This window comes from Acinetobacter bouvetii (assembly GCF_902753875.1).
Lineage (GTDB): Bacteria > Pseudomonadota > Gammaproteobacteria > Pseudomonadales > Moraxellaceae > Acinetobacter > Acinetobacter bouvetii_A.
Window position 1 is genome coordinate 91551 of the sequence record NZ_CADDTS010000033.1, and the last position, 23492, is coordinate 115042.

The 23492-nt window shown below is 40.1% G+C and carries 21 protein-coding genes and 1 rRNA gene; 2 read left to right on the forward strand and 20 right to left on the reverse strand.

What is annotated here, in order from left to right; all coding sequences use genetic code 11:
- Positions 1 to 2 precede the first annotated feature (2 nt).
- The 6 genes from FB6_RS10155 to FB6_RS10180 form a co-directional block, all read right to left on the reverse strand.
- Positions 3 to 1415 carry a C13 family peptidase gene (locus tag FB6_RS10155; protein WP_174559880.1) on the reverse strand — a complete coding sequence of 471 codons (1413 nt, stop codon included), beginning with the start codon at positions 1413 to 1415 and terminating at the stop codon, positions 3 to 5.
- Positions 1416 to 1539: 124 nt separating this feature from the next.
- Complete coding sequence (locus FB6_RS10160) at positions 1540 to 2358, reverse strand: class I SAM-dependent methyltransferase (protein ID WP_174559881.1); 819 nt, start codon at positions 2356 to 2358, stop codon at positions 1540 to 1542.
- Positions 2352 to 3176, reverse strand: a complete 825-nt coding sequence (locus FB6_RS10165; protein ID WP_174559882.1) for an undecaprenyl-diphosphate phosphatase — start codon at positions 3174 to 3176, stop codon at positions 2352 to 2354. Before FB6_RS10165 ends, FB6_RS10160 begins: the two co-directional genes overlap by 7 nt.
- 12 nt (positions 3177 to 3188) lie before the next feature.
- A complete protein-coding gene (tsaB, locus tag FB6_RS10170) occupies positions 3189 to 3854 on the reverse strand; it encodes a tRNA (adenosine(37)-N6)-threonylcarbamoyltransferase complex dimerization subunit type 1 TsaB (protein ID WP_174559883.1) in 666 nt (221 codons plus the stop codon).
- Between the two features lie 129 nt (positions 3855 to 3983).
- Complete coding sequence (locus tag FB6_RS10175; RefSeq protein ID WP_174559884.1) at positions 3984 to 4514, reverse strand: gamma carbonic anhydrase family protein; 531 nt, start codon at positions 4512 to 4514, stop codon at positions 3984 to 3986.
- Positions 4515 to 4527: 13 nt separating this feature from the next.
- Positions 4528 to 5145: a CoA pyrophosphatase gene (locus tag FB6_RS10180; RefSeq protein WP_174559885.1), complete on the reverse strand. Its 618-nt coding sequence runs from the start codon at positions 5143 to 5145 to the stop codon at positions 4528 to 4530.
- Between the two features lie 125 nt (positions 5146 to 5270).
- On the opposite strand from FB6_RS10180, the gene FB6_RS10185 reads away from it, so the two are divergent.
- A complete protein-coding gene (locus FB6_RS10185) occupies positions 5271 to 5819 on the forward strand; it encodes an NUDIX hydrolase (RefSeq protein ID WP_174559886.1) in 549 nt (182 codons plus the stop codon).
- Positions 5820 to 5883: 64 nt separating this feature from the next.
- Here the strand turns inward: FB6_RS10185 and filF are convergent, their stop codons facing one another.
- The 6 genes from filF to filA form a co-directional block, all read right to left on the reverse strand.
- Positions 5884 to 7815, reverse strand: a complete 1932-nt coding sequence (gene filF / locus FB6_RS10190) for a putative pilus system protein FilF (RefSeq protein WP_174559887.1) — start codon at positions 7813 to 7815, stop codon at positions 5884 to 5886.
- Positions 7816 to 7836: 21 nt separating this feature from the next.
- On the reverse strand, positions 7837 to 9117 hold the full coding sequence (gene filE / locus FB6_RS10195; protein ID WP_254592228.1) for a putative pilus assembly protein FilE: 1281 nt from the start codon (positions 9115 to 9117) through the stop codon (positions 7837 to 7839).
- Positions 9118 to 9149: 32 nt separating this feature from the next.
- On the reverse strand, positions 9150 to 10814 hold the full coding sequence (gene filD / locus FB6_RS10200; RefSeq protein WP_174559889.1) for a putative pilus system OmpP1/FadL family transporter FilD: 1665 nt from the start codon (positions 10812 to 10814) through the stop codon (positions 9150 to 9152).
- 12 nt (positions 10815 to 10826) lie between these two features.
- Positions 10827 to 12056: a putative pilus system protein FilC gene (gene filC / locus FB6_RS10205; RefSeq protein ID WP_174559890.1), complete on the reverse strand. Its 1230-nt coding sequence runs from the start codon at positions 12054 to 12056 to the stop codon at positions 10827 to 10829.
- A 46-nt stretch (positions 12057 to 12102) separates the two neighbouring features.
- Entirely contained in the window at positions 12103 to 12936 is an 834-nt protein-coding gene (gene filB / locus FB6_RS10210) for a putative pilus system C39 family peptidase FilB (RefSeq protein ID WP_174559891.1), read from the reverse strand.
- A 197-nt stretch (positions 12937 to 13133) separates the two neighbouring features.
- Positions 13134 to 14225: a putative pilus system protein FilA gene (gene filA, locus FB6_RS10215; RefSeq protein ID WP_174559892.1), complete on the reverse strand. Its 1092-nt coding sequence runs from the start codon at positions 14223 to 14225 to the stop codon at positions 13134 to 13136.
- A 255-nt stretch (positions 14226 to 14480) separates the two neighbouring features.
- Between filA and pabB the strand changes: the two genes are divergently transcribed.
- A complete protein-coding gene (gene pabB / locus FB6_RS10220; protein ID WP_174559893.1) occupies positions 14481 to 15818 on the forward strand; it encodes an aminodeoxychorismate synthase component I in 1338 nt (445 codons plus the stop codon).
- A 120-nt stretch (positions 15819 to 15938) separates the two neighbouring features.
- Here pabB and hisC read toward each other — a convergent pair whose 3' ends face one another.
- From hisC to rrf, 8 genes are all read right to left on the reverse strand, one after another.
- Positions 15939 to 17030: a histidinol-phosphate transaminase gene (hisC, locus tag FB6_RS10225; RefSeq protein WP_174559894.1), complete on the reverse strand. Its 1092-nt coding sequence runs from the start codon at positions 17028 to 17030 to the stop codon at positions 15939 to 15941.
- Positions 17031 to 17277: 247 nt separating this feature from the next.
- Positions 17278 to 18582: a histidinol dehydrogenase gene (hisD, locus tag FB6_RS10230; RefSeq protein WP_174559895.1), complete on the reverse strand. Its 1305-nt coding sequence runs from the start codon at positions 18580 to 18582 to the stop codon at positions 17278 to 17280.
- A 183-nt stretch (positions 18583 to 18765) separates the two neighbouring features.
- Positions 18766 to 19467 (reverse strand): ATP phosphoribosyltransferase, encoded by a 702-nt coding sequence (gene hisG, locus FB6_RS10235; protein WP_174559896.1) that lies wholly within the window; start codon positions 19465 to 19467, stop codon positions 18766 to 18768.
- Positions 19467 to 20723 carry a UDP-N-acetylglucosamine 1-carboxyvinyltransferase gene (murA, locus tag FB6_RS10240; RefSeq protein ID WP_174559897.1) on the reverse strand — a complete coding sequence of 419 codons (1257 nt, stop codon included), beginning with the start codon at positions 20721 to 20723 and terminating at the stop codon, positions 19467 to 19469. Before murA ends, hisG begins: the two co-directional genes overlap by 1 nt.
- Before the next feature lie 6 nt (positions 20724 to 20729).
- On the reverse strand, positions 20730 to 20981 hold the full coding sequence (gene ibaG / locus FB6_RS10245; protein WP_004650949.1) for a BolA family iron metabolism protein IbaG: 252 nt from the start codon (positions 20979 to 20981) through the stop codon (positions 20730 to 20732).
- Between the two features lie 137 nt (positions 20982 to 21118).
- Positions 21119 to 21451, reverse strand: a complete 333-nt coding sequence (gene hpf / locus FB6_RS10250) for a ribosome hibernation-promoting factor, HPF/YfiA family (RefSeq protein ID WP_174559898.1) — start codon at positions 21449 to 21451, stop codon at positions 21119 to 21121.
- Between the two features lie 170 nt (positions 21452 to 21621).
- Positions 21622 to 23076 (reverse strand): RNA polymerase factor sigma-54, encoded by a 1455-nt coding sequence (locus FB6_RS10255; protein WP_174559899.1) that lies wholly within the window; start codon positions 23074 to 23076, stop codon positions 21622 to 21624.
- 318 nt (positions 23077 to 23394) lie between these two features.
- Positions 23395 to 23492, reverse strand: a 5S ribosomal RNA gene (gene rrf, locus FB6_RS10260); the annotation flags it as partial.

Consider the following 23492-nt stretch of genomic DNA (forward strand, 5'->3'; position numbering starts at 1 on the left):
TCCTATTGTGTTTCTACCGTTAATTGCGGTGTTTCCACCTTATTATCGCTTTTCAGCGCCGCAGGAAATAAGCGCTGTTCTAATTGAGGCAACATGAATTCCATGTTTTTTCCTATAGACCATTGCGGTTCAGAAGCTTCAAAGCCTTGAGCCTTTTCCCATTGTGCAACAGTTTCTTTAGTTTGTTCGAAGGCAGCCCCTATCGAATTTTGTTCACGCATGGCCTGATCAAAAAACGCACGCCCAAAATAAGTATAATCGGCTTCATTAGAACATCCAAAAGATGCCCGATCAGCCGCAGATGCAGTAATAATGAGAGTATTGTCATCCTGTAAAGCGGGAACAAAACTTCCTGAATAGCAAGCCGAAATCACAATCACGCGCCAACGAATACCAGATTTATCTAGGGTATCTTTTAACCATTTCGGATCGACATCATTTAAATCGATCGGATCATTTTCCATTTCAAACTGGTTCGGCAAACCGTGTGAAGTCATGTATAAAAATAACACATCACTTTCTTTGTTCATCTGCTGACCAATACGGCGTAAAGCCATTTCCATACTGGTACGTGAAGCAATCGGCATTTGAGTGCGGGTTTCAGGATTATTGATCAAGGCGATTGAACGGCCAAAAGTTCCAAATCGGGTATCAAATTGTTCTTTAATCCGCTCAACTTCCGACTTAAAGACATCTTGATAACCCGCACCAGCTACACCCAAAAAGTACCAGTGAGACTGTGCAAATTCACCATATTGGATCGATTCCAGTGATTTATTCAAAAGACGGCTTTGTGCATAAAAGGCATCTTCAGCAAAAGTGGGTGGTGATTCTTCAACTTTCCAGATCGGCTGACTTTTCACTGACATCTGCCAAACGACCAATGTGAATAATGTCGCAGCCACGATCAGTGCCCGTTCCCACCATGGCCATTTCAGTTCACGGGAAAATACCCAGACCACCGCCAGACTTTGCCAGACAAACAGGATCATAAAGATCGTGGGCAAATAGTCATAGAACATGTAGGGCAAGACATCGATATAACCCAGATACTGGATCAAGCTTTGCAATAAGGCGATATGAGTATCCAGCACCAGCCACAATAAAGCCGGTACTAACATCAAACGTGGGTTATTAATCCGTTGGGAAAGAAAAATACCAACAATCAAGGCAATAAACGGCCATAAAGCGTAACTGATCAGACCTTGCGGGTTAAATTCGCCCCCCTCACCTGCACTCAGCCAACTAAATAGGCTATTGGCACTACCGCCTAATACCCCCCAAAAAATCAGTTGCAGAATGGATGGACGCACAATCTGCAAAGATCGACGTGAACCCAGAAAAAGCCACATCCCAGCAGTTTGGTTGCTCTTAAAATCATGCCAAAAGTTGATGGAGGGTTTAAAGTCGATCATAGGATTTCAGGGAAAATGGTCACTCACGGATTCACAATCTAAGTTTATGCTTGATGAAATTTTTATCAATGCTGCTTTTTAACTATATAGCAAATTACTGTACAATATTGAAGCAGTTACCAAACTACTCTAGAAGATGATGCTGAAAGTAGGCATCAAAACGACAAGCATCACCTTGCCATTGATGATCTGGTTGTTGCTCTGCTAAATATACCGCTAAACGTGGACGTTTGACCACTACACGTTTGGCTATTTTTTGCGCCAGACCAAGCAGGTTATCGCCCAGATCCATCTCACCATCTTCAGGCAATAGCAGATGTAATAACTGCATCTGCTTTTTTACTTGTGCCTGTTTTTTAATGGCTTGCTGATTTTGGTCGCGCTGAGGAAACATCGGATCCAAATAGACGACATCCACGACATGCTGCTGTTCAGCCTGCAATCTTAAATAGTCAGCTGAATCTGAAAAGACCAAATGAATCCGTGCCACCACAGCACTTAAAAAAGGATCATTTTCAGCCTGCTTTTTTGAATCTTCCAGCAAGGTAAATAAAATCGGGTTTCGCTCGACCAGAGTGACGTCAGCACCCAAATGGGCCATCAATAAACTGTCATGCCCCAAACCTGCTGTTGCGTCAATCAAGCCGGGTTTTTCACCCAGGTTACAGGCCCGGGCAATCATTTCAGATTTTAATGATGATCTTTTTAAGCGCGGAACTTCTGCCTTCCAGTCCGGTTGCATCTTCATGCCATTGGCACATAACCAGAGTCCGGACTCATCTACACATAAAGCCAATTCCGGGTTGAAACGTAAAAAGCGTGCATTCAGCTTGTCAATGTTCTCAACATTTACATGGACTCCACGTGAAGAAAGCACAGCAGAATACTGCTGTGCTTTCTCTTGAAATTCCTGTTCAGTAAATAAGCGGAGTGCGCTTACCATAATTTCCAGCCTGTAAATGCAAAGAGTAAGATTAAAAGACCTGAAGCAATGCGATACCAGGCAAAAACCATAAAATCACGTTTCGCCACATAAGCCACTAAAACACGAATCAGGATCAAGGCTGAAACAAAGGAAACAATCAGCCCCAAGAAGAAGGTCGTCCAATCTTCACCTGTTTGGTAAATTTGATAGTTCTTCACTAAATCCAATAAACCGGCACCCACAATCACAGGGATACCCAAGAAAAATGAAAATTCAGTCGCTGCTTTACGAGATACACCCAACATCATCGCACCAATAATGGTGGCACCTGAACGCGATGTGCCCGGGAATAATGCAAGAACTTGAATGAGGCCAATATAAATCGCTTCTTTTAAAGAAATATTTTCAACTTCTTCCGCATTCACTTTGGGTGGATTCTTTTCTACCCACCAAATAATTACACCACCAACAATTAAACCTATCGCCACTGAAATATCATTAAAGAGTAATTCTTTAACTTTTTCCCCGAAGGTCAAACCGACAATCATAATAGGAATAGAGGCCAAAATTAGACTAATGCCTAAATGACGCCCTTTCGGCTCACCAGAAACCAAACCGGTCGCAGCCCCCCAAAGTTTGTTCCAATATTCATAAATGACGGCGAGAATTGCGCCCATCTGAATAGCAACAACAAACAAGTCGCTTTTTTCTTTGGTCCAGAAATTCATTAACTCTGAAGCGAGAATGAGATGTCCAGTACTTGAAATTGGTAAAAATTCGGTAATACCTTCAACGATACCCATAATTGCCGCTTTCAGCAGCAGTAAAAGATCCATAAAAAATCCTGATTATGATTTGCCCTGTTCTGGAATTTTTTTCCAAGCATTGTCACGTAAATAAACTGGTAAGGCCTGTTCTGCACTGACCCATTTTTGTTGCCTAGCCTCAGCGCGCGCAATAGTCGCAATATCTTGCGCAGTCGCCGTTAAGTCTTTGTATTGTATTTGTTCAGGCTTAATCAAAGCTGAACCCGAACCGACGAGTTCAAATTGAACAGCCTGATTGGCATCAGTGTAATTTAACAGTTGCTCTGCATCTACAGCCTGCATAATGCCCTGCTGGTTCAGTTCAAAACTTGCGATATAGACTTCATTCATGCGCGCATCGAGCGCCGCAGTAACTTTGGTTAATCCTGCAATACGGTATGCTGCTTGTGCCAAGGCTTGTAAAGTTGAAACAGGAATCACAGGCAGATCATTTGCCCAGGCCAGTGCCTTAGTCACGGCAGCATTAATGCGCACACCACTAAAAGAACCGGGGCCACGGCTAAAGGCAATTGCAGTGAGTTCAGATGCCGATAGACCAAGCTGGATAAATGCCTGTTCGATCATTGGGAGGATCGTTTGCGTTTGTGCTTTTGCTCGCGCATCTAATTGAAAAAATAATTCTTGAGTGTCATCTACAATAGAAACGGAACACTGCTCATTGGCAGTTTCCAATGCCAGCAATTTCATGCACAACCTTAATTCATTGAAATATAAAAATGTCGCCTATGATACTCCACTCATGCGTACTAGGCGAGATGTTCCATCTGCAGGATACAAAAAAGCCAAGCGATGGCTTGGCAGTATTCAGCTTTCAAATCATAATTCAACTGCTTCTAAACATTGAAAATTTTTAAAATGTTCTGCGTAGTGCATAGCACTCATTTTTAATCGGGCTTCAGCGGCCTGATCCAAAGTTTTGACGATTTTCCCTGGTGAACCCATCACGACCGAATTATCCGGAATCACTTTGCCTTCAGGAATTAACGCATTGGCGCCAATAATACAATTTTTACCAACCACGGCATGATTTAAAATCACCGAATTAATCCCAATCAGCGTGTTATCGCCAATGGTACAACCATGCAACATCGCCTGATGTCCAATCGTCACATAGCTGCCGATCTGCATTTCAATACCTGCATCGGTATGTAAAACAGCATTTTCCTGCACATTGGTAAAATCACCCAATGTGATCTTGCTGTTATCACCGCGGATGACTGCACCAAACCAGACACTGACCTGCTTTCCCATTTCAACTTGGCCAAGGACGGTCGCATTATCAGCAACCCAACCATCCCAGGGTTGATGAGTGGCTTGAGGTGTATAGCCCTTAAATTTATAGATCATATGGTGATGTTCCTTATTTACCGTATTTAATCTTCTTGCTACGAAAAGCGGGCGAATTTAATAAAAACGGCCATTCTTTCTGATAATCCAATCCATATTGAAACAGTGAAACCAGCATCCGTGCGGTTAAGCCCCAGACAATCTCATTTTCAATACGCATACTGGGAAAGTACAAAGACTGATGGGCATAACGGACTTCATAAGGGATAGGATGTGCTTTCATTAATCCATTTAATGAAGCAAAGAAAATGCGATCAATCTCGCTCGGTTGAGGCGTTAGTTTGACTTCAGGTGGAATCAGTCCAACCACAGGTTTCACCAACATCCCATTACGAGCCTTTTGCATCGGCAAATCGCCAATCAATTGCACATCAAATGGATTAAGCGCTGTTTCTTCGTAGGCCTCACGCAGCGCCACCACAATATTACTGGTATCTTGCGGATCGCGCTTACCTCCCGGAAATGAAACCTCTCCGGCATGATTAGATAAATACAAAGAACGGCGTGTCAGAAGTACTTTAGGATTGGGCTCATTAGTAATGGCAATTAGCACAGCCGCTTGAGCAGGTTTGACACGTTTCGAAAAACGTAATCGATGCTGTAATAATTGTATTAATGAGTTGTCATCCATAAGCTACTGCTCCTCACTTCATCATGATTTCATCATAGCTGAATTTTTATGCCAAAGGATAGAAATGATGCCAAAGTTGGATTTTTCAGTTATGCTGATCAACACCTTTATCATTGACGATGAATATGAATTTCTGTGTAATTTGCGGACATAAAACAACGGAAAAAATTCCACTTGGCGATCACCAGTTACGCCGTGTTTGTACAGATTGTGGCAATATTCATTATGTCAATCCGAAAGTGATTTGTGGTGCACTGGTGCTTTGGGAAAATAAAGTGCTGCTGTGCCGCCGTGCGATTGAACCGCGCTATGGTTTATGGACGCTACCAGCTGGTTATATGGAACTGTTTGAAACTATGGAGCAAGGTGCAGCCCGAGAAACCCGCGAAGAAGCAGAAGCGGAAGTTGAAATTGAACAGCTTTACTGTATGTACAATATTCCCCGGATTGGACAAATATACGTTTTATTTAAGGCCAATCTGGTCAATGGCGTATTTGGTGCAGGTGAAGAAACCATTGAATCGCGTTTATTTGAAGAACATGAAATTCCCTGGTCTGAACTAGCCTTTCCAAGTGTAGAGCGCACCTTAAGACACTATTTTGAAGATCGTAAAACTGCTTCATTCAACATGCATTTAGAAACGCTGGGCTCACGATTAGATCATACCGGTTAAAATATAGAAATCATTCAACTGAATGAAAAAAGCCCATCGATCTGATGGGCTTTTTAACTTCTCGCTATTTCACATGAACTGAATAACAAGGCGCTAAAGCAAAGGTCAAAGTTCCTCCGCTTAACTTCGCAAGATCGGTATCTTGAGACGTATGTGTCGCGTTATTCGTATTATAAACTTTCTGGAAACTTGCCAGAGAATTTGCCCATTTTACGGTACTACCTTCAGAATCATTAAATGTCACTGCTGCTGAGCCACTATTAATATTTAAAAGATTGCCTACATTCAATAAAGCACCACCGACTACAATAGTTTCAGAAGTATCGGAAGTCTTGATATTGGTATTCATGCCCACCAAAGCACCATCAATTTTACCTAATGCAGCATTCCCCAGCACCATTCTTAATGACAATGTCTTGTTGTTAGTAAATGCACGAGAAATAGTACCAATACGATATTGTTGAACGCCAAACCCATCCATATAGGTCGATGAATTAAACTGAGTACTATCACAAGAAGCCGTACTCATATCATTTTCAGTGTTGCCTGACTTTATATTGGTTCGGATGTTCCCTTTCTCATCAATCACTATACCCAATACCACATCTGCCACACTGGTATCTGTAAATTTAAAGGTTAAATTCGCATACATCGGGAAGGCATAACTCTCACCTGCACCTACATTATTGATAGATTTAAATACTCTTTTATCCAAATAAGTAATCGGGAAAATTTTGTACAGATCAAGTGTGCCTTTGAAATTTTCACTACCAATGGTCTGACTCCATAAACCATAATCCTGCTCATCTGCTGTTGTAACCGTCGTTTTTCCAGTCAGGAGCTTATAGAATTTTTCTTTACCGGCAATCATATAATCGTTATACAAAGTACCTTGATAAATACTTAAAGGTGTAGTGACTTGATCAACCTGAAAATCATAATTTTGATCAATTTTCTTGGTCACCGGATTAATCCAATGATTCTGTGCATTTGCCGTCATACGAATCGGTTTTGTACCCGTAATCAGTTTAGTATTCAGACCACCGATGGTTGATGTATTTGTAACACCAGCCCCGCGCCACTGTAAACCGCTACCAAAAGTATAACCATCACGGTCAGTAATCAGCATGAAATGACCAAACAGATGTTGGGTCGAACTGTCTTCTGTGTTACAGATAGTTTTATTACACCCCACTAAACCATCCGAACCACTTAATAGGCTACCGACAATTCCAGCCGTAGAGAATAAAGAAAACTCAGGCTGATACACACCAGCATTAGCAATAGTAACCAAATTACTTAAAGTGGAAAAAGCCTCTGTATCACTTATTCCAGAAATATTTACCCATGGTTTGAGCAGATTTTCCAAATCAATATCGGTCGCAGTGACAAATTTACCTGATAAGATAGATTCACTCATCTTTTCTAAATCTACACGCATCTGATCTGTAATATACAAAGGCTGAATATCTGTAGAATCAACAATATTGTTATTTTGCTTGGCAAGTGCTTGCAATATTTTGACTAAACGCATCGCTACTTTGACAGTATTATCATTAGGATCTAACGACGCTGCCGTCTGACTGGTCATTCCGGAAGCAATATCTAAAATAGTTAAACGTGGTAATTGTGAAGTACTTACCCGGGCAATTTTATTGAGGTCCAAAACGCCTAAACTAATTTGTTTATCTTTTTCACCTTTGATAAAGAAAGTGATTTTGTCACCAACTTTACATGCACCTGTTGCTGCACCATTATTCAAATCAAAAGAGGTCACAAAGCTGTTTTTAGTATCACTACTACAGGTAAAATTTAAACCATTTAGTGGATAATCTAATGCAAACCCAAGACATCCCGTTGCACCAATACTACAAGCACCATTCGCTGTACTGCTGTCATAAACTTCTGGTTTAACATTTGCGCTTTCTCCGCCGCAACCACTCAAAGCTGCCATTAATGAAGTGATGGCAAAAGGTAATAAATATTTATTTCTCATCCTGATTCTCTTTTTATATCCTTAGCGAATCGCTATTAATTTTAATTGACCCTGATTTGTCAAAGCCCTGTTATCTAGATCTATAGCACTGGCTAAAGGTGTTAATAATATATATTGACTTTTCTCAGGAACATGTATGACTCCTTCAATCTTTTCATGGGAAATAAAGGAGGACGATGCTTCATTATTTTTAAAACCACCTGCACCTTCCAGTACACATCCCTTAGAATCCAAAAATACAACAAATGGCCAATAAAACGTAGGATTCTCTTGGCGTGAAGCATAAGAGTTAATTTGAACATTCTGAATAGCATTTGCAAGTTTCACAATTTCAAAATCAAACTGCTCTTTTAAAGGTGCCCGTGGCCAAACATTAATATCCTTATTCAAACTGACAGTTTTCGCATCTTTGATTTTTTTGTCTTGGATACACTGGTGACCTAGACTATTCACTGCATCTGCTTGAGATACCCGATAATACGTTGAAGATAATGTAATTGGACCACTATCCTGTTGTTGTTTCTTGTTAAAAAAAGATTGTAGTAAAGATTTACTCACCCCTTTTTCTCTTTCAACGACCTGTAAACGAGTCGCTCCATGTTTAGTATCTATAATGCCTTCGGGCATTGTATAGAACCGTTTCTTGCCTTCCAGATTGAATTCTTTATCTTCTAGGTATTCATTTTTAATATATTTTTCGCCATCTATCGTTGCAAAGGCTTCAGTATCCTCTGTTGCTTGCTTGTTAACAGCTCGGCTCATTGACGGTTGTTTTGGTTCGAAATTATCAATTTTCGAATGAGCTTCAACGTCTTCTTTTTCTACTTTGAATTCAACTGGAATAATATCCGTTTTCTGCTTTTTAACCTTTTTTCCTATACTTATTTTTGGTTCCACTCCCTTAGATAGGTCAGATTCAACGCTCAATTCTGAATCTTCAGATTTTTTAGCTTTGGGGATATTTTTTGATGATTGTGACTCATATTGCGGTACTTTATCACCCGTCAATGCTGGTGCAATTTGAATGACTTTTGCATTGTTATTCTGAGGTAATTGATGCTGTGATTCTTTAACAATCACAGCTTGCTCAGTTTTAAAAACGTGAGTTGCACTATTTTGTTGTGGCAGAACTTCTTGCAGTGACTCTTTGACAGTCTGCTTTGTTTGCTCAGATTTAATGGATTTAGCCGGGACTTTCTGCTGCACGACCATAGGACGACCGTCCGGACCAATGATGGTATAAAACTCGCCCGCATACGAAAAAGATACTTGCACCATACACAGTGTAAGTATCGATTTCATAAATGAATTCCCTTTCATTATTTTCAATTTACCTACCATCTTGTTCTATAGTTCAATCCTAGAATGGTGACTTTTGTATCTGTTTTAACGTTTAAACCTGCATATGGGTTTAACAATAAGTTATTTACCCCAGTACAATTCGATAAACAACTTGTATTTGCAGGAATATTATCTTTACTACGTAAAAAACCAATTGATAAATCTAAATCAGTATCTGCATCAAAACGATACCCGACCCCAAGACCAAATAATTGTGCATTATTAATAGGTACCATTGTATTTCGTTTATTATCAGGAATGGCACTGGTTCGTGGTTCATAACCTGCGCGCAACTTTAAACGATCAGTTGCCGAATATTCCACACCTACACCATAACTCCAAGGTGAAGTAAATTTCAGAGGTAATGCAAGTGAGTTATCCCCAATATTTTCTGAAAGTAACTTGGCAATTTTGAGTGCTGAAATTTGTCGGTCAAATTCAAATTTAAATTTGTCCCATGCTTTATAGTCCGTCCAGCCTACGTCAAAATTAATCTGTAAATCAGGTAAAATTTTATATTTTATACCTGATTGGAAATGGGCTGGATACTCAAAATCCATTGAAACCAGACCAGACTCACTGGCAGGTACTGCATTTGGAAAACCTAAAATAGCTGCAAGAATTTGCCCTGTAGGAGAAGACATTAATCCTTTAATCAACTCTCGCGGAGCTTTGGCATTATCAATATGATATTTACCTTTTAAACGCATTTTGGCAGCACTTTGATACACCATACCAAAGCTAAAATCATCTGTTGGTTCCCACAGCACCCCAAGGTTATAGCTTGGGCTGAGTGATTGCTCCATGGAAAGTTGCAGCTGCCCAAACTTGCCAAATGGATTCATGCCTTCTTCGGTATTACACATCCCTAACAATAAGATATCGGTAATAATATCCGAGTTTTCTTTAAATGGCGTACAAACAACCTCATCGATCATTCGTAGCATACCAATCAATTCATTGGGAAAACGTAAATCTGTTTTTAGTCCAATGGCTTGATAAGACATTCCAACTGAAGCACCCACTGATAAGTGGTCATTGACTTCATAAGCTATTGATGGAGATAAATAGGTAATCCTTTCGAGGGCAACCTGCTGCCCCATATAATTACCCGGATTACCATTTTCTGCACCAAACCCTGCCACCAAGGGTGCATACATAGCTGTTGCAAAAGTCGTTTTTGACCCAGGAGGATTGTAAGCAATACCAGCCGTAGGGGCTGCCATTGGCATACCTTCACCCAAATCCACCATTTTTTTCAGCACAGGAACATATAGGCTGACGTATTCTACGTCACCATTTACCGTCCCTTTAAAATCTGTACATAAATCTGAAGAAACTTCTGGTCCATCATTACAGACCATCGGGTCATCAGAATAACCGAATACGTTATAACCAGCAGGAACAGAAAATTCTCTTTTAATATCAAAATTTGCCAGAATACCCTGTACATCTGTTTGCAAGCCTTCAATTTTGGTTAGGGCTGCAGGGTTAAAATGAATAGCACTAATTCCAGGAGGATCTGCAGTAACAGCATTCCCCATGCTCAATGATCGAATATCTACAGATAAGTTCGTCCCTAATTGAGCAAATGTTGCACTTGAACAGCCCGATACGATAATTGCTGCGGCTAACGGGCGAAGTCGAATCTTATACATACGACTACCCTCTTAGCGAAGTTTCTTACCGAAACCTAAAATATCCAGCGGGAATGACAAACCTAAAGACACATCTGGAGCATCTTCTGTTAAACCTATGCCCACAGTTCCATTCACAATAGTTTCAGGTGAAACACGAACACCCAAAGAAATAGATAAAGTAGAACTTGTCTGATCTGCTGGTGCATAGCTTTCACCTGTACTATAGGTGAACTCTGACCCCGTATTGAAACTTTGCTGATACGACATGGTCATAGAGACATCATAGTTAAACGAATAAGCAAAACCTAAAGCAAAACCACCACTAATACCGGGTTCAAAATCTTCCAGTACTCGTGTACCACGACGCTGATCAAGACCTGTTTCTTTAAACCCATAATTTGCTGAAACTGATGCAAAAAGTACTACAGGATCAATATATTTACGCGTACTTGCACCAATACCTGCGGAGTAATAACCTTTACCAGTCGGCAAATCATTTGTGGCATTCACTTCATAAGGACTATCGCCTGTTTTAGTAGAAACATTTCCGAACAAGATCAGAGGTAATCTACCAGCCTTAAGCGGGAAAGGTTCCCAACGTGCTCCGAATGAAATATCACCCAAACCTGCTGTAGAAGCATCCTTTAATAAATCTGTTTTAGCAACCAAAGGAAGTGAAGCAGTAAACGTTAAATTATCCAGTACACCGTATTGTGCTGTAAAAGTATTGGTAAGAGAATGCGTTGCATTTTCTTGTACACGTAGTTGATACAGCTGACCATTTGCCATTTCTGCATCAATTTGCGTATCTCTATAATATGTATAATCAATATCATAATAAGATGAAATCTCACCTTGTTTAATTAATGAATATTGTCTTTCATTTGAGGTGAAAACTTCCTGTAGACTTGCTTCCTTACTCGCATCACCTTCTTGCTGTTGTAATGCAGTCGATGCTTTAGTGTGGCTATCCACAGGCTGGGCTGCTGTCGCATTATTACCCGTATTTTGTGCAACACTTGTTGTATCTGCATCGGCTTCTTCAACAGTCTCGTATTCACCTAATCCCGGTTCCTCTGCACTAACTGCTGCAGTTTCTTGCTTCCCAACAGGTTGAGATGCCGTCGACTCAGCCTCTGCTTCCTGCTGATCTACAACCTCATATTCACCCAGTGCTGGCTCTTCAGCTGCATAGGCCACCCCTATTGCCATTTGAACACTTAATGCCAATAAAGTTTTGTTCATCCATTTACGATTCATATTCCATTCCACCATTTTTATTTTTTTAATCTGCTACATTTATACGTTATTTACTCTTGTAATAAAGACGTAAAAAATTATATGTCGGCTGACCATACTGCTCTGAACTTTCGTTTAAATTTTTATCCAATCGAATTGTAGAAGCTTTATCTGCAATTTTATCCATATAGAACTGTGGGTATTGAATATTGACAAAAGCATAGCGGTTCACGGTTGCATCTTCGACGTGTCTTAAATCTGAATCTTGAAGTGTTAATAAATTTTTTCTGTGTTCAGGCGCAACATTAATTAAAAACAGGGTATTGTTTTCCCATATCTCTTTAAAACGTTGTTCATCAAAACTGATATTCCCTAAAGCCGGATCTGCCACATACACACGACCATTTTTATAGGCTTTAAATACTACGAAATGTTTAAAGCCTGCATAAGAAATGGGTACAATGGCGGGTTCAGCCTGTTTGACCAAATCTGTAAATTCACCTTTATAGCCTCCGCTTTCCAGCCCTAAAGCACCAACGAAGCGCTTCATATCTAAAAGTGAAAAACTACGACGTTCAACAATCTTTTCAGTTTCGCCAAACTTTAAAAGACCGTTCATGGTTTCCTGTTCTGATAATTGCGTTCCGACATAACCATTCAACAAGGTGGTCAAGGCCGCAGATCCACAACTATAATCATAAGCTTGACGAACAATGCCACGAAATTGATCTACTAAGGCAGGTTTAATCAGGACAGGCTCTCTATGCATACGCGTAAAAGAGTCATTTCGAGAATCCAGCGTTTCTGTGTAATACACAGCTTCTGCTGGTTTCTTTTTTATATCAAAGGCTTCTGTGGCAAAGTAGTACATCAATGCCGAGCCTAACGCGATCTCTAACATATCTTTTAACTTTTCTAGTTATCGGCATGACGTGCCATTGTTCATTATTTTTCTAGAGCTTATGCTCTACATCCATGTAAAAAGGAAGATAACCTTTTTTATAAAAAAAAACAGCTTTTTTTTAGCTTTTTTGATGAATTTCACATTATTTTTGTAAAAAAAAGCGCGTGAATTCACGCGCTTTTTTTGATATAGAATTAACGACCAGAAATCGTAATTATTGAACCTAGAGCACCAGTTGTACTGTAAGTCTGTAAGCCTTGTACTTCTACATCACCAATTGAACCAGCAGTTTTGCTTCCTAAATGAATACCTTTCACATATGTATCAATTGGACCTGATGTACTAACCATACGAATATAACCATTACTGGTATCATCTTTACCCACTACACTGATATTTTGCTTAATCGCCAAATCAGTAGAGTTTGCATCTGCAACCTTGATGCTTTCAATAAAGATTTCACCTGCAGCACGGTTAGCAGCGCTAGTACCATCTCCTAAACCAGCTTTAGTTGAATTGTCCAAAATACCTAGGTCGGTAATTTCCAAACCACCCTTCATTACAGTTTCTAATTTAATCATTGCACCTTGAGGAGCTGCACCTAATTGAACATTCGCCGCCATTTGTCCAGTTTTCACTGTTAAACCAGATAAAATTGCGTTGTAATTTTGACCAGTACCAGCGTCATCTTTACCACCTCGGCGAATAGAAGTAGCACCAGTGGTTGGAACAGCATTAGATGCTGTTACACCAATTTCACCAATATTAATGGTCAAGCCAGAAACTTGTGCAGCAATATTGATAAATGCACCATTTGTGCCAGTACCCGCATCAGAATCAATTTGTAAATCAGCTAAATTATGGGAAGCAAGTAAGGCACTATTGTTCGCTGTTATTACAAGAGCTTTATCTTTTACAAGGTTTGTCTCAACACCGCCTACTATTTTTGAAACACCATTGCCTTTAATTACAATTGCACCGGCAGTTCCTGTACCACCAGCAATTGCTGTGTCAGAAACAACTGCATTTGCTGCAAATGTAGGAACACCAGCAACAACACCCGTAACAGACGTTCCAGTCACGGTATTTTTTGCAGTTGCTGATAAACCATCATTATCATGCACATATAATTTATCGATAGAAATTTTAGAAATACCAATCCCGATGTTAATACCATCTTGACCAGTTGTAGCACCCAATGAAGCATCATCCATTGCTTGCATTGCCATAGCATTTGCGCTAACTGCTAATGAAGAAACTAAAGCAAGTTTAGTAAATTTTTTCATTTCGTACTCTCCCAAGAGTATTATTTTTTTGATTGTCAACCACTCGATTTCACCTATTGTTTTTTATTTTTTGACAATAGTGAGTCTTTCCTTGAGCAGCTTATTTGCCCTAGTTAAATTATCTCTGTGTCATTTTTTGTTCAACTGCTGTTGGTCGTAATCTATATGTTACCGACAAACGGTATTTACAGTTTTTATGCAGCTACAATGTTATAGAATAGCGTATCTATGTATCAATTTTAAAAGCAGCTTTATATGACTAAGCCTGTCATTTTTCAAAAATTACTGACTGAACAACAGCTTAGCCCTGCTAAAATTCTTATGTTGTTATCTCAGCTTGAGCATATTGTTTACTTAAGAAATGTAAAGCAACCCATTATTGCTTTTGCAGCTTCCGAGTATATGCTCGTCCAGCATAAAAAAATTCAAAACTTTAAACGTACTGCATTTAATCATTATCAAGAAAAATCTGAAAATATTGATTTTAATAAATTTTTAAATAAGCAAAATCAGCAAAGGCATGCTGATTTTAATGGCGGTTTAATCGGTTTTATCAGTTATGATGATGCTGCACAGCAGCAAGTCAAAATCAAAGAAAAAAACCAGCCGACTTTATTTTTAGGGATTTATCACAATTTTATCAAACTGACAGATCAGGGCTGGATGTTCTTTAGTCAGGAGAACGAAGCGGATACGATTTTCCAAGCCATTCAAAATTTGTTGAGCAATAAACCCCAGCAAACTTTTTCACTGAATCAAGCCTGCACTGCACGCTGGACCAAACAAGAATATTTCAATGCTTTTGAACAAGTTCAGAATTACATTCGTGCTGGAGATTGTTATCAAATTAATTTGACTCAGGAATTTACGGCAAAGGCACAAGGCCGGCTGTTAGATACAGCAGAAGCTTTTTGGAAATTGACCGATGCACCTTATTCAGGTTATCTGAAAATTCAGGATTTTGAATTATTAAGCTGCTCTCCCGAACTGTTTATTGACTTTGAAGCCCATCGAAAAATCATCACTAAACCCATTAAAGGCACCATGCCACGTTATGCCGATCCGGATTTAGATGAACGATCCAAGCAAACGTTGATCCATTCTAAAAAAGATCAAGCAGAAAATGTCATGATTGTTGATTTACTGCGTAATGATTTGAGTGTCTATGCCGAAACCGGTTCTGTCCAAACTCCAAAACTTTTTGCAATTGAGTCTTTTAACCAGGTGCATCATATGGTCAGTGAAGTCACGGCCACCTTACAAGAAGATGTCAATCCATTCGATGTTTTGATGTCTGCACTTCCCGGTGGCTCGATTACTGGTGCGCCTAAAATTCGAGCCATGCAGATTATAGATGAACTTGAAGGTGCTCCACGGGGGGCTTATTGTGGATCAATGGGTTATTTTAATTTTGATGGAACCGGTTCCTGGAATATCTTGATTCGTTCAATTCAAAAATATCAAAATGACATTTCTTTGTGGGCCGGCGGCGGAATTACCATTGCTTCGGATTGCGATGCAGAATATCAGGAATGCTTTGATAAAGTCGCGGCCATGTTAGATTTACTCAACACTTGGTACACACCTGAATAAACAAAAAAAAGCGACTCAATCGAGTCGCTTTAAAATCTCCCCTAACCCCTCTTTATAAAAGAGGGGAAATTCTTCCCTTTTTTAAAGGTGAGAAGCACTGCTTCGTAAGGGTGGGATTTATTAAACCAAAATATCGTTTTTCAAAGTATCTACTAAACGTTGATTTTGCTCATCAGTACCAATGGTAATACGCAAATACTGATTAATACGTGGCTTATTAAAATAACGAACAATAATACCACGTTCACGTAATTCGGCGGCTAATTCACCTGCGTCTTTCGCTGGCAATGATGCAAAAATAAAGTTCGCACTTGATGGCAATACTTTAAAGCCAATCTCATTCAACTGTGCCACCAGCTGTTCACGACTAGCAATGACTTTCTGATTTTGTGCTTCGAAATAAGACTGATCTTCAAACGAAGCAACAGCAGCTGCAATCGCAAAACGGTCCATTGGATAAGAGTTAAAACTGTTTTTTACCGCTTCAAGTGCAGCAATTAAATGTGGTTGTGCAATGGCAAAACCGACACGCAAACCTGCCAGTGAACGGGATTTAGAAGTGGTTTGGCACACCACTAAATTATCGTATTTTTCAACCAAACTGACCGCAGATTCAGCACCAAAATCAACATAAGCTTCATCAATCACCACGACCGAATCCGGGTTAGCTTCAAGCACTTCTTCAATGGCTACTAAACCAAGATCAATACTGGTTGGCGCATTGGGATTGGTGATAATAATGCCGCCATTTGGCTGTTTATAATCATCCACGACAATCTCAAAATTGTCATTCAGCGGCAAGATTTTGGTTTTTACCCCAAAGAACTGGCTATAGACTGGATAAAAACTATAGGTAATATCCGGATATAGAACTGGCAGTTCCTGTACAAAGAAGGCTTTGAAGATATGTGCTAAAACTTCATCCGAGCCATTACCCACAAATACATTTTCAACCGCTACATGTTGCTGTTTAGCAATGGCTTGCTTTAATGCAGAGGCATCAGGGTCTGGGTATAAACGTAAGGCATCTGCTGAATTTTCTAAAACTGCTTGTACTGCGGCTACCACTTTAGGTGATGGCGGATACGGGTTTTCGTTGGTATTGAGTTTCAATAGATTTTGGATTTTGGGTTGTTCGCCGGGTACGTAAGGTTCTAGTTCACGTACTGCTGGGCTCCAAAAACGCTTTTGTTGTGTTGTAATAGTCGACATCTTTATTTCTCTTATATTTACCTAAGTCCCTCCTCAAATGCTATAGAGAAGATAGTGATCATTAGAAGAAAGTTATTTGACCCTCTCCTAACCTCTCCCATAGGAAGAGGGACTTTTCATTAGTAAATGAATTTAATCTATATTTTTGAGTCTCCCCCTTTATTTACCATTTAATTAAAAGTAATTTTATTGCAGTACTTTAATTAATTGGCAGCCCCACTCCTTTTAGGTGAGGATTAGGGAGATGTTAATCTTGATAACGATAACGCGCTGATCGTGCGTGGGCATCCAGATTTTCCTGCTGCGCCAATATATCCGCTGTCTTCGCTAAGGTTTTTACACCCTCTTGCGAACACATAATCAAGCTTGAACGTTTTTGGAAATCATATACACCGAGTGGTGAAGAGAAACGTGCAGTCCCCGATGTTGGCAAGACGTGGTTTGGTCCCGCACAGTAATCCCCAATCGCTTCAGGCGTATAACGTCCCATGAAGATCGCACCGGCATGGCGGATACTTTCTGACATTTCCTGCGCCTCATCCAGACAAAGTTCTAAATGTTCAGGTGCTACTTGGTTAATCAGATCAATCGCTTCCTGACGGTCTTTCACCAAAACTAAAGCGCCACGATTGGCAATGGAAGTACGCGCAATCTCGGCTTTAGGCAATGCTGCTAAATGCTCTTCAATCGCATGTTCTACTTCATTTAAAAGCTGTTCATCTGGAGTAATGAAAATCGCTTGTGCAACGGTGTCATGCTCAGCTTGTGACAGCACATCCATCGCCAACCATTTGGCATTATTTGTGCCTTCTGCATAGACCAGAATTTCTGAAGGACCGGCAATCATATCAATACCGACTTGACCGAACACGGCACGTTTTGCCGCAGCCACAAAACGGTTACCCGGCCCCGTGATTTTATCGACCGATGGAATAGTTTCTGTACCATAGGCCAAAGCTGCAACCGCTTGCGCACCACCAATGGTAAATACACGATGTACCCCTGCCAAATAAGCAGCAGCCAGTACCAATGGATTTAACTCACCATTCGGCGCAGGGACTACCATGATAATTTCAGGTACACCGGCTACATGCGCAGGAACCGCATTCATCAGTACTGAAGATGGATAAGAGGCCAAACCGCCCGGCACATAAATTCCCACGCGATCTAGCGGTGTGATTTTTTGGCCTAAGGTATTACCCAAAGCATCGACATAGGTCCAGCCATCTTGTTTTTGCGCTTGGTGGAACTCACGCACGCGGTTGGCAGCTAACTCTAAAGCTTCACGCACTTCAGTAGTCAGACCGTCAAATGCCGCTTTAAGTTGCTCTTGGCTCAGTTCAAGCTCTGTAAATTGATGCGCTGGATGTCGATCGAACTGTTGTGTGAGTTTTAAAACATGAGCATCACCATGCTGGCGGACATCAGCAATGATTTGGTCTACGGTTTTTAAAAGTTCTGGGTCACTCACGGTTTCAAAAGCCAACAAGTCAGCAAAAGTCTGCTTGAAGTTTTGATCTTGAGTCGATAAACGTCGCATCAATTTATCCACAATGAAAATAAAGGGAAGCTTTAGTTTACCTGTTTTATCAGCATTTGTCGGTAACTACATTTGACTATCAGTATGAGTTTTATTGGAAATAGCTTTTGATAAAATTGATTAAACTTGTATGGCTCTACATTTTTAGCACCCACAAAAAAAACCGCCCAATTGGACGGTTTTTTAAAATAAACCTTAAGCCTGTTTGGCTTTCTGACGTTCTTCTACAGCAGTTTCAAGCTGCGCAAGAATCGGATTCAATAAAGTTTGCTTACGTTTAAAGCTGGCTTTATTCACAATCAAGCGTGAAGAGACTTTGCAGATTTCTTCCAAAGGCTCAAGACCATTGGCACGCAGCGTATTACCGGTATCCACGACATCGACAATGTAATCACCCAAACCGACCAGTGGAGCAAGTTCCATCGAACCATACAGCTTGATCACATCTACTTGCTCGCCCAGGCTTGCATAATATTGACGGGTTAAATTGACATATTTAGTGGCAATTTTTAAGCGTCCTTTAGGACGAACCATACCGACTTTACCTGCTGTCATCAGCTTGCAGTTGGCAATTTTCAGATCCAAAGGTTCATACACATTTTGTGCGCCATGTTCCATCAATACATCTTTACCCGCCACACCTAAATCCGCTGCACCATTTTCAACGTAAGTAGGTACATCAGAAGCACGTAAGATTAAAATACGCACCTGTTTATGAGTGGTCGGAAAAATTAACTTACGAGATTTATCCGGATCTTCCAATAAGTTGATGCCGGCTGTTTCCAGCAATGGCAGTGTTTCCTTTAAGATACGTCCCTTACTTAATGCTAAAGTTAAACCATGATCAAAATTGCCCATAACGTCAAAGTTTGGATCATCGTTTCTCATATCGCTCATTAACTTACTCGCTTAATTTGGGCACCTAAACCTTGTAATTTTGCTTCGACATCTTCATAACCGCGGTCAATATGATAAATACGGTCAATCAGAGTTTCCCCTTCAGCAGCTAAAGCAGCCAACACCAAAGAGAATGAAGCGCGTAAATCTGTTGCCATCACCGGTGCAGCAGAAAGTTTTTCTACACCAGTCACCACAGCATCATTACCTTCGACCTGAATGTTTGCCCCCATACGCGACAATTCAGGTACATGCATAAAACGGTTTTCAAAAATCGTTTCAGAAATTGTTGCAAAGCCACGACCAATTGCATTCACAGCCATGATCTGCGCTTGCATATCTGTTGGAAATTCTGGATGTGGTAGCGTCTGGAAGCTCACCGCTTTCGGACGTTTACCCATCATGTCCAGCTCAATCCAGTCATCACCACGAGTGACTTCCGCACCCATTTCTTCAAACTTGTCTAATACAGATTCAAGCAGGTTTGGGTCGGTATGCGTAGTTTTCACTTTACCGCCGGTAATCGCTGCAGCCGCAAGATAGGAACCGGTTTCAATCCGGTCAGCGACTACGGCATATTCACAGCCATGTAAATGTTCAACACCTGTAACAACTAGAGTATCAGTATCCAGGCCTTCAATTTTCGCACCCATGGCAATCAACATTTTCGCCAGGTCGGTAATTTCAGGTTCACGCGCTGCATTACGAATTGTTGTTACACCATCCGCCAATACCGCAGCCATCAGAATATTTTCAGTCCCACCGACAGTCACCATATCAAAGACCACTTCGCCACCTTTCAGACGGCCATCGACTTTGGCATGTACATAGCCGGCTTCAACTTCAATTTCAGCACCTAAAGCTTCCAAGGCTTTTAAATGCTGATCGACTGGACGTGAACCAATGGCACAACCGCCAGGAAGTGAAACTTTCGCACTACCATAACGCGCCAATAAGGGACCAAGCACCAAAATTGAAGCACGCATGGTTTTTACAAGTTCATAAGGCGCAAACTGATTATCTAATGTAGACGTATCTGCTTTAACCGTATCCCCTTCATAAGAAATCTGAACACCCAGACCTGCAATCAGTTTAACCAATGTATTCACATCTTTAAGATTGGGAACATTGGTTAATGTAGTCGGTGTTTCTGGTAAAATCATTGCCGCAAGCAACGGAAGTGCTGCATTTTTTGCACCAGAAATACGCACTTCACCTTCGAGCTTAACACCGCCCTGAATTAAAAATTTATCCATCTAGTTCTAGGCTCCGAATAAGCTTGCTTTACGCCATTCTTCTTTGGTCATTGCACGAATAGTAACCGCGTGTACTTCACCGCTGGCGATATATGAATTTAACGGAGCATAAACCGTCTGTTGGCGTGCGACCGGGCGCTTGCCTTCAAACTGTTCATCGACAATTCGAAGATCAAACTTACCGCCTTGCCCACTAACTGCAACTTCAGCCTCTGGAAAAGCAGCTTTTAAAATTTCAGTGAGCTGTTCACTATTCATCACAAAGACCTCTTATAGGACCAACGGTGTAAAAACCTGCCATTTTACTATAAATATGAAAAATAAATCATTACGGTATAACATTTAATATATAAAAAAAGAGGTCATTAAAAACCTCTTTTTGTGCAGAATCTAAACTATGCCAATACAGGCGGGTTAATCAGCTGCATTTTTCGATGCTTATCTAACTGTCTTTTCAATTTTTCCGTCATTTTTTTAATTGAAGTATACATATCATCAGCGGTTGCCTGTGCGAACAATTCTGCCCCCGGAACACGAATAATCGCTTCAGCAATATGATTCAGACTACCTTTTCTTGAACGCTTATCTATTTGATGATCTTTGGTCAATTTAACCTGCATACTATTCACCTGATCCAGATGTTTCGTCATTTGTGAGAACTTCAAGCGAATATTGTCCTCAATTGCAGGGGTGATAGTTAAATGATGACCACGGATTGTTATTTGCATAATTCTATCCCTCACCTTCTTTAGGATTAGTAAAGTCATAGCTGAAATGATCTAATACCTGATGCTAGAATTCTGCAATTCACCGTTTAAATCATTTCTACCATTCCTTTAAATAAAAAAGATTCATTATGTTGTCACAATGAATCCCTAGAATAATCAAATTTTTAAATTTAGATCAAGACTTTTCGTTCGGAAGATGAAGGAATATGTAACGACTCTCGATATTTAGCTACAGTCCGACGTGCCACATCAATACCATCTTCTTTTAACAAATTGGCAATAATGTTGTCAGATAAAGGCTTGCGCGGATTTTCTTCCGCAATCAGTTTTTTAATTTTTGCCCGAATCGCAATAGAAGAGGCTTCACCACCAGATGTAGTCGCAACATGGCTGGAAAAGAAATATTTCAGTTCAAATAAACCACGTGGTGTCAGCATAAATTTATTAGTAGTCACACGCGATACAGTAGATTCATGTAATTCTACTTCTTCAGCAATATCGCGAAGCACCAAAGGCTTCATCCCTTCAGGCCCCATTTCTAAAAACATCTTTTGATGTTCCACAATACAGCTTGCGACTTTCAATAAAGTTTTATGGCGTTCATCAACACTTTTGATAAAATTTTTCGCATCTAACATTTGATTGCGCAAATATTGATTATCATCACTTTGATCTGCGCGTTTAATCATATTGGCATAAAAAGAATTGATCCGTAATTTTGGCATTACATCCGGATTAAGCTGCACTTGCCAATGATCATTTTTTTTCATCACCACGACATCGGGAATTTGATAATCTGAATCTTTATTTTCAAATTCCATACCTGGATAGGCTTTTAAAGTTTTCAACAAATCAACAGCACATTTTAGCTGCTCAGGATTCAAACCTGTTTGTTTAACCAATTTAGCCAATTCATTCGAAATCAATAATTCATAATGCTTCAACAAAGTCATGGCTTCACGACGATAAGCCGTGCGAACAGGTAAACCTTCTAATTGTACCAATAAACATTCAGCCAAATTACGTGAGGCCACACCAGCAGGATCAAGATGCTGAATATGCTTTAAAACTACAAGCACTTCATCATCTTCAACTTCATCGTCATAATCCATAGACTCTAACAGATGCTGAACCGAAGCTGTGATTTCCGCAATCTCAGCATCTAAAAAGCCTTTTTCATCCAAGGCATCCACAATACAATGGGCTATCAGCCGATCTACTGCCGAAAAATGTAATAAGTTAATTTGTTCAAGCACATGCTCTTTTAAGCCTAGATGCCCTTGGCGGTTATCCTCTCGTTCCTCAAATTCAGCAGAACCTAAACTGGTTGGCTGATGGGTATATACATCATCCCAATCGGTATCGACAGGTAAATCATCAGGAAGATGATCCGCATTTAGCTCACTGGTTAAGTCTTTATTTTCACGCTCTTGATCTTGTAAGGCAGATAAACTTTCAATCGAAGACTGTTCTTCTACTTTTTCCAATAATGGATTACTATCAAGTTGAATTTGAATTTCTTGCTCTAGTTCCAAGCTAGAAAGTTGAAGCAAACGAATGGCTTGTTGTAACTGCGGTGTCAGTGACAAGGAGTTTGCAACTTTTAATCCAACCGATAACTTCATATTACCCTACTCATTTACTGCTATTTTATTAAAGCACGCCTTACAAGCAATTTTTGTGCCGTTTTATTTTTTATATCATAGATACACATAAAAAACATACAAATTCATAGATTTTTTAGAAATTTTTTTCATAAAATGTTTTAAAATATTTATAAATTAATATATAAATCAATAATCTAATACTCTTAAAGATAACCTAATTATTTTTATAAATCCTAAGCATGAACTATGTTAGATTCTTTATTTTTTACTAAACCCATCCCCTTGCAAAGAAAAAAAATCCCCCTCTGCATAAGCGGAGGGGGATTTCGAATAATGAGCTGGCGATGACTTACTCTCACATGGGTAATCCCACACTACCATCAGCGCTAAGAGGTTTCACTTCTGAGTTCGGGAAGGGATCAGGTGGTTCACTC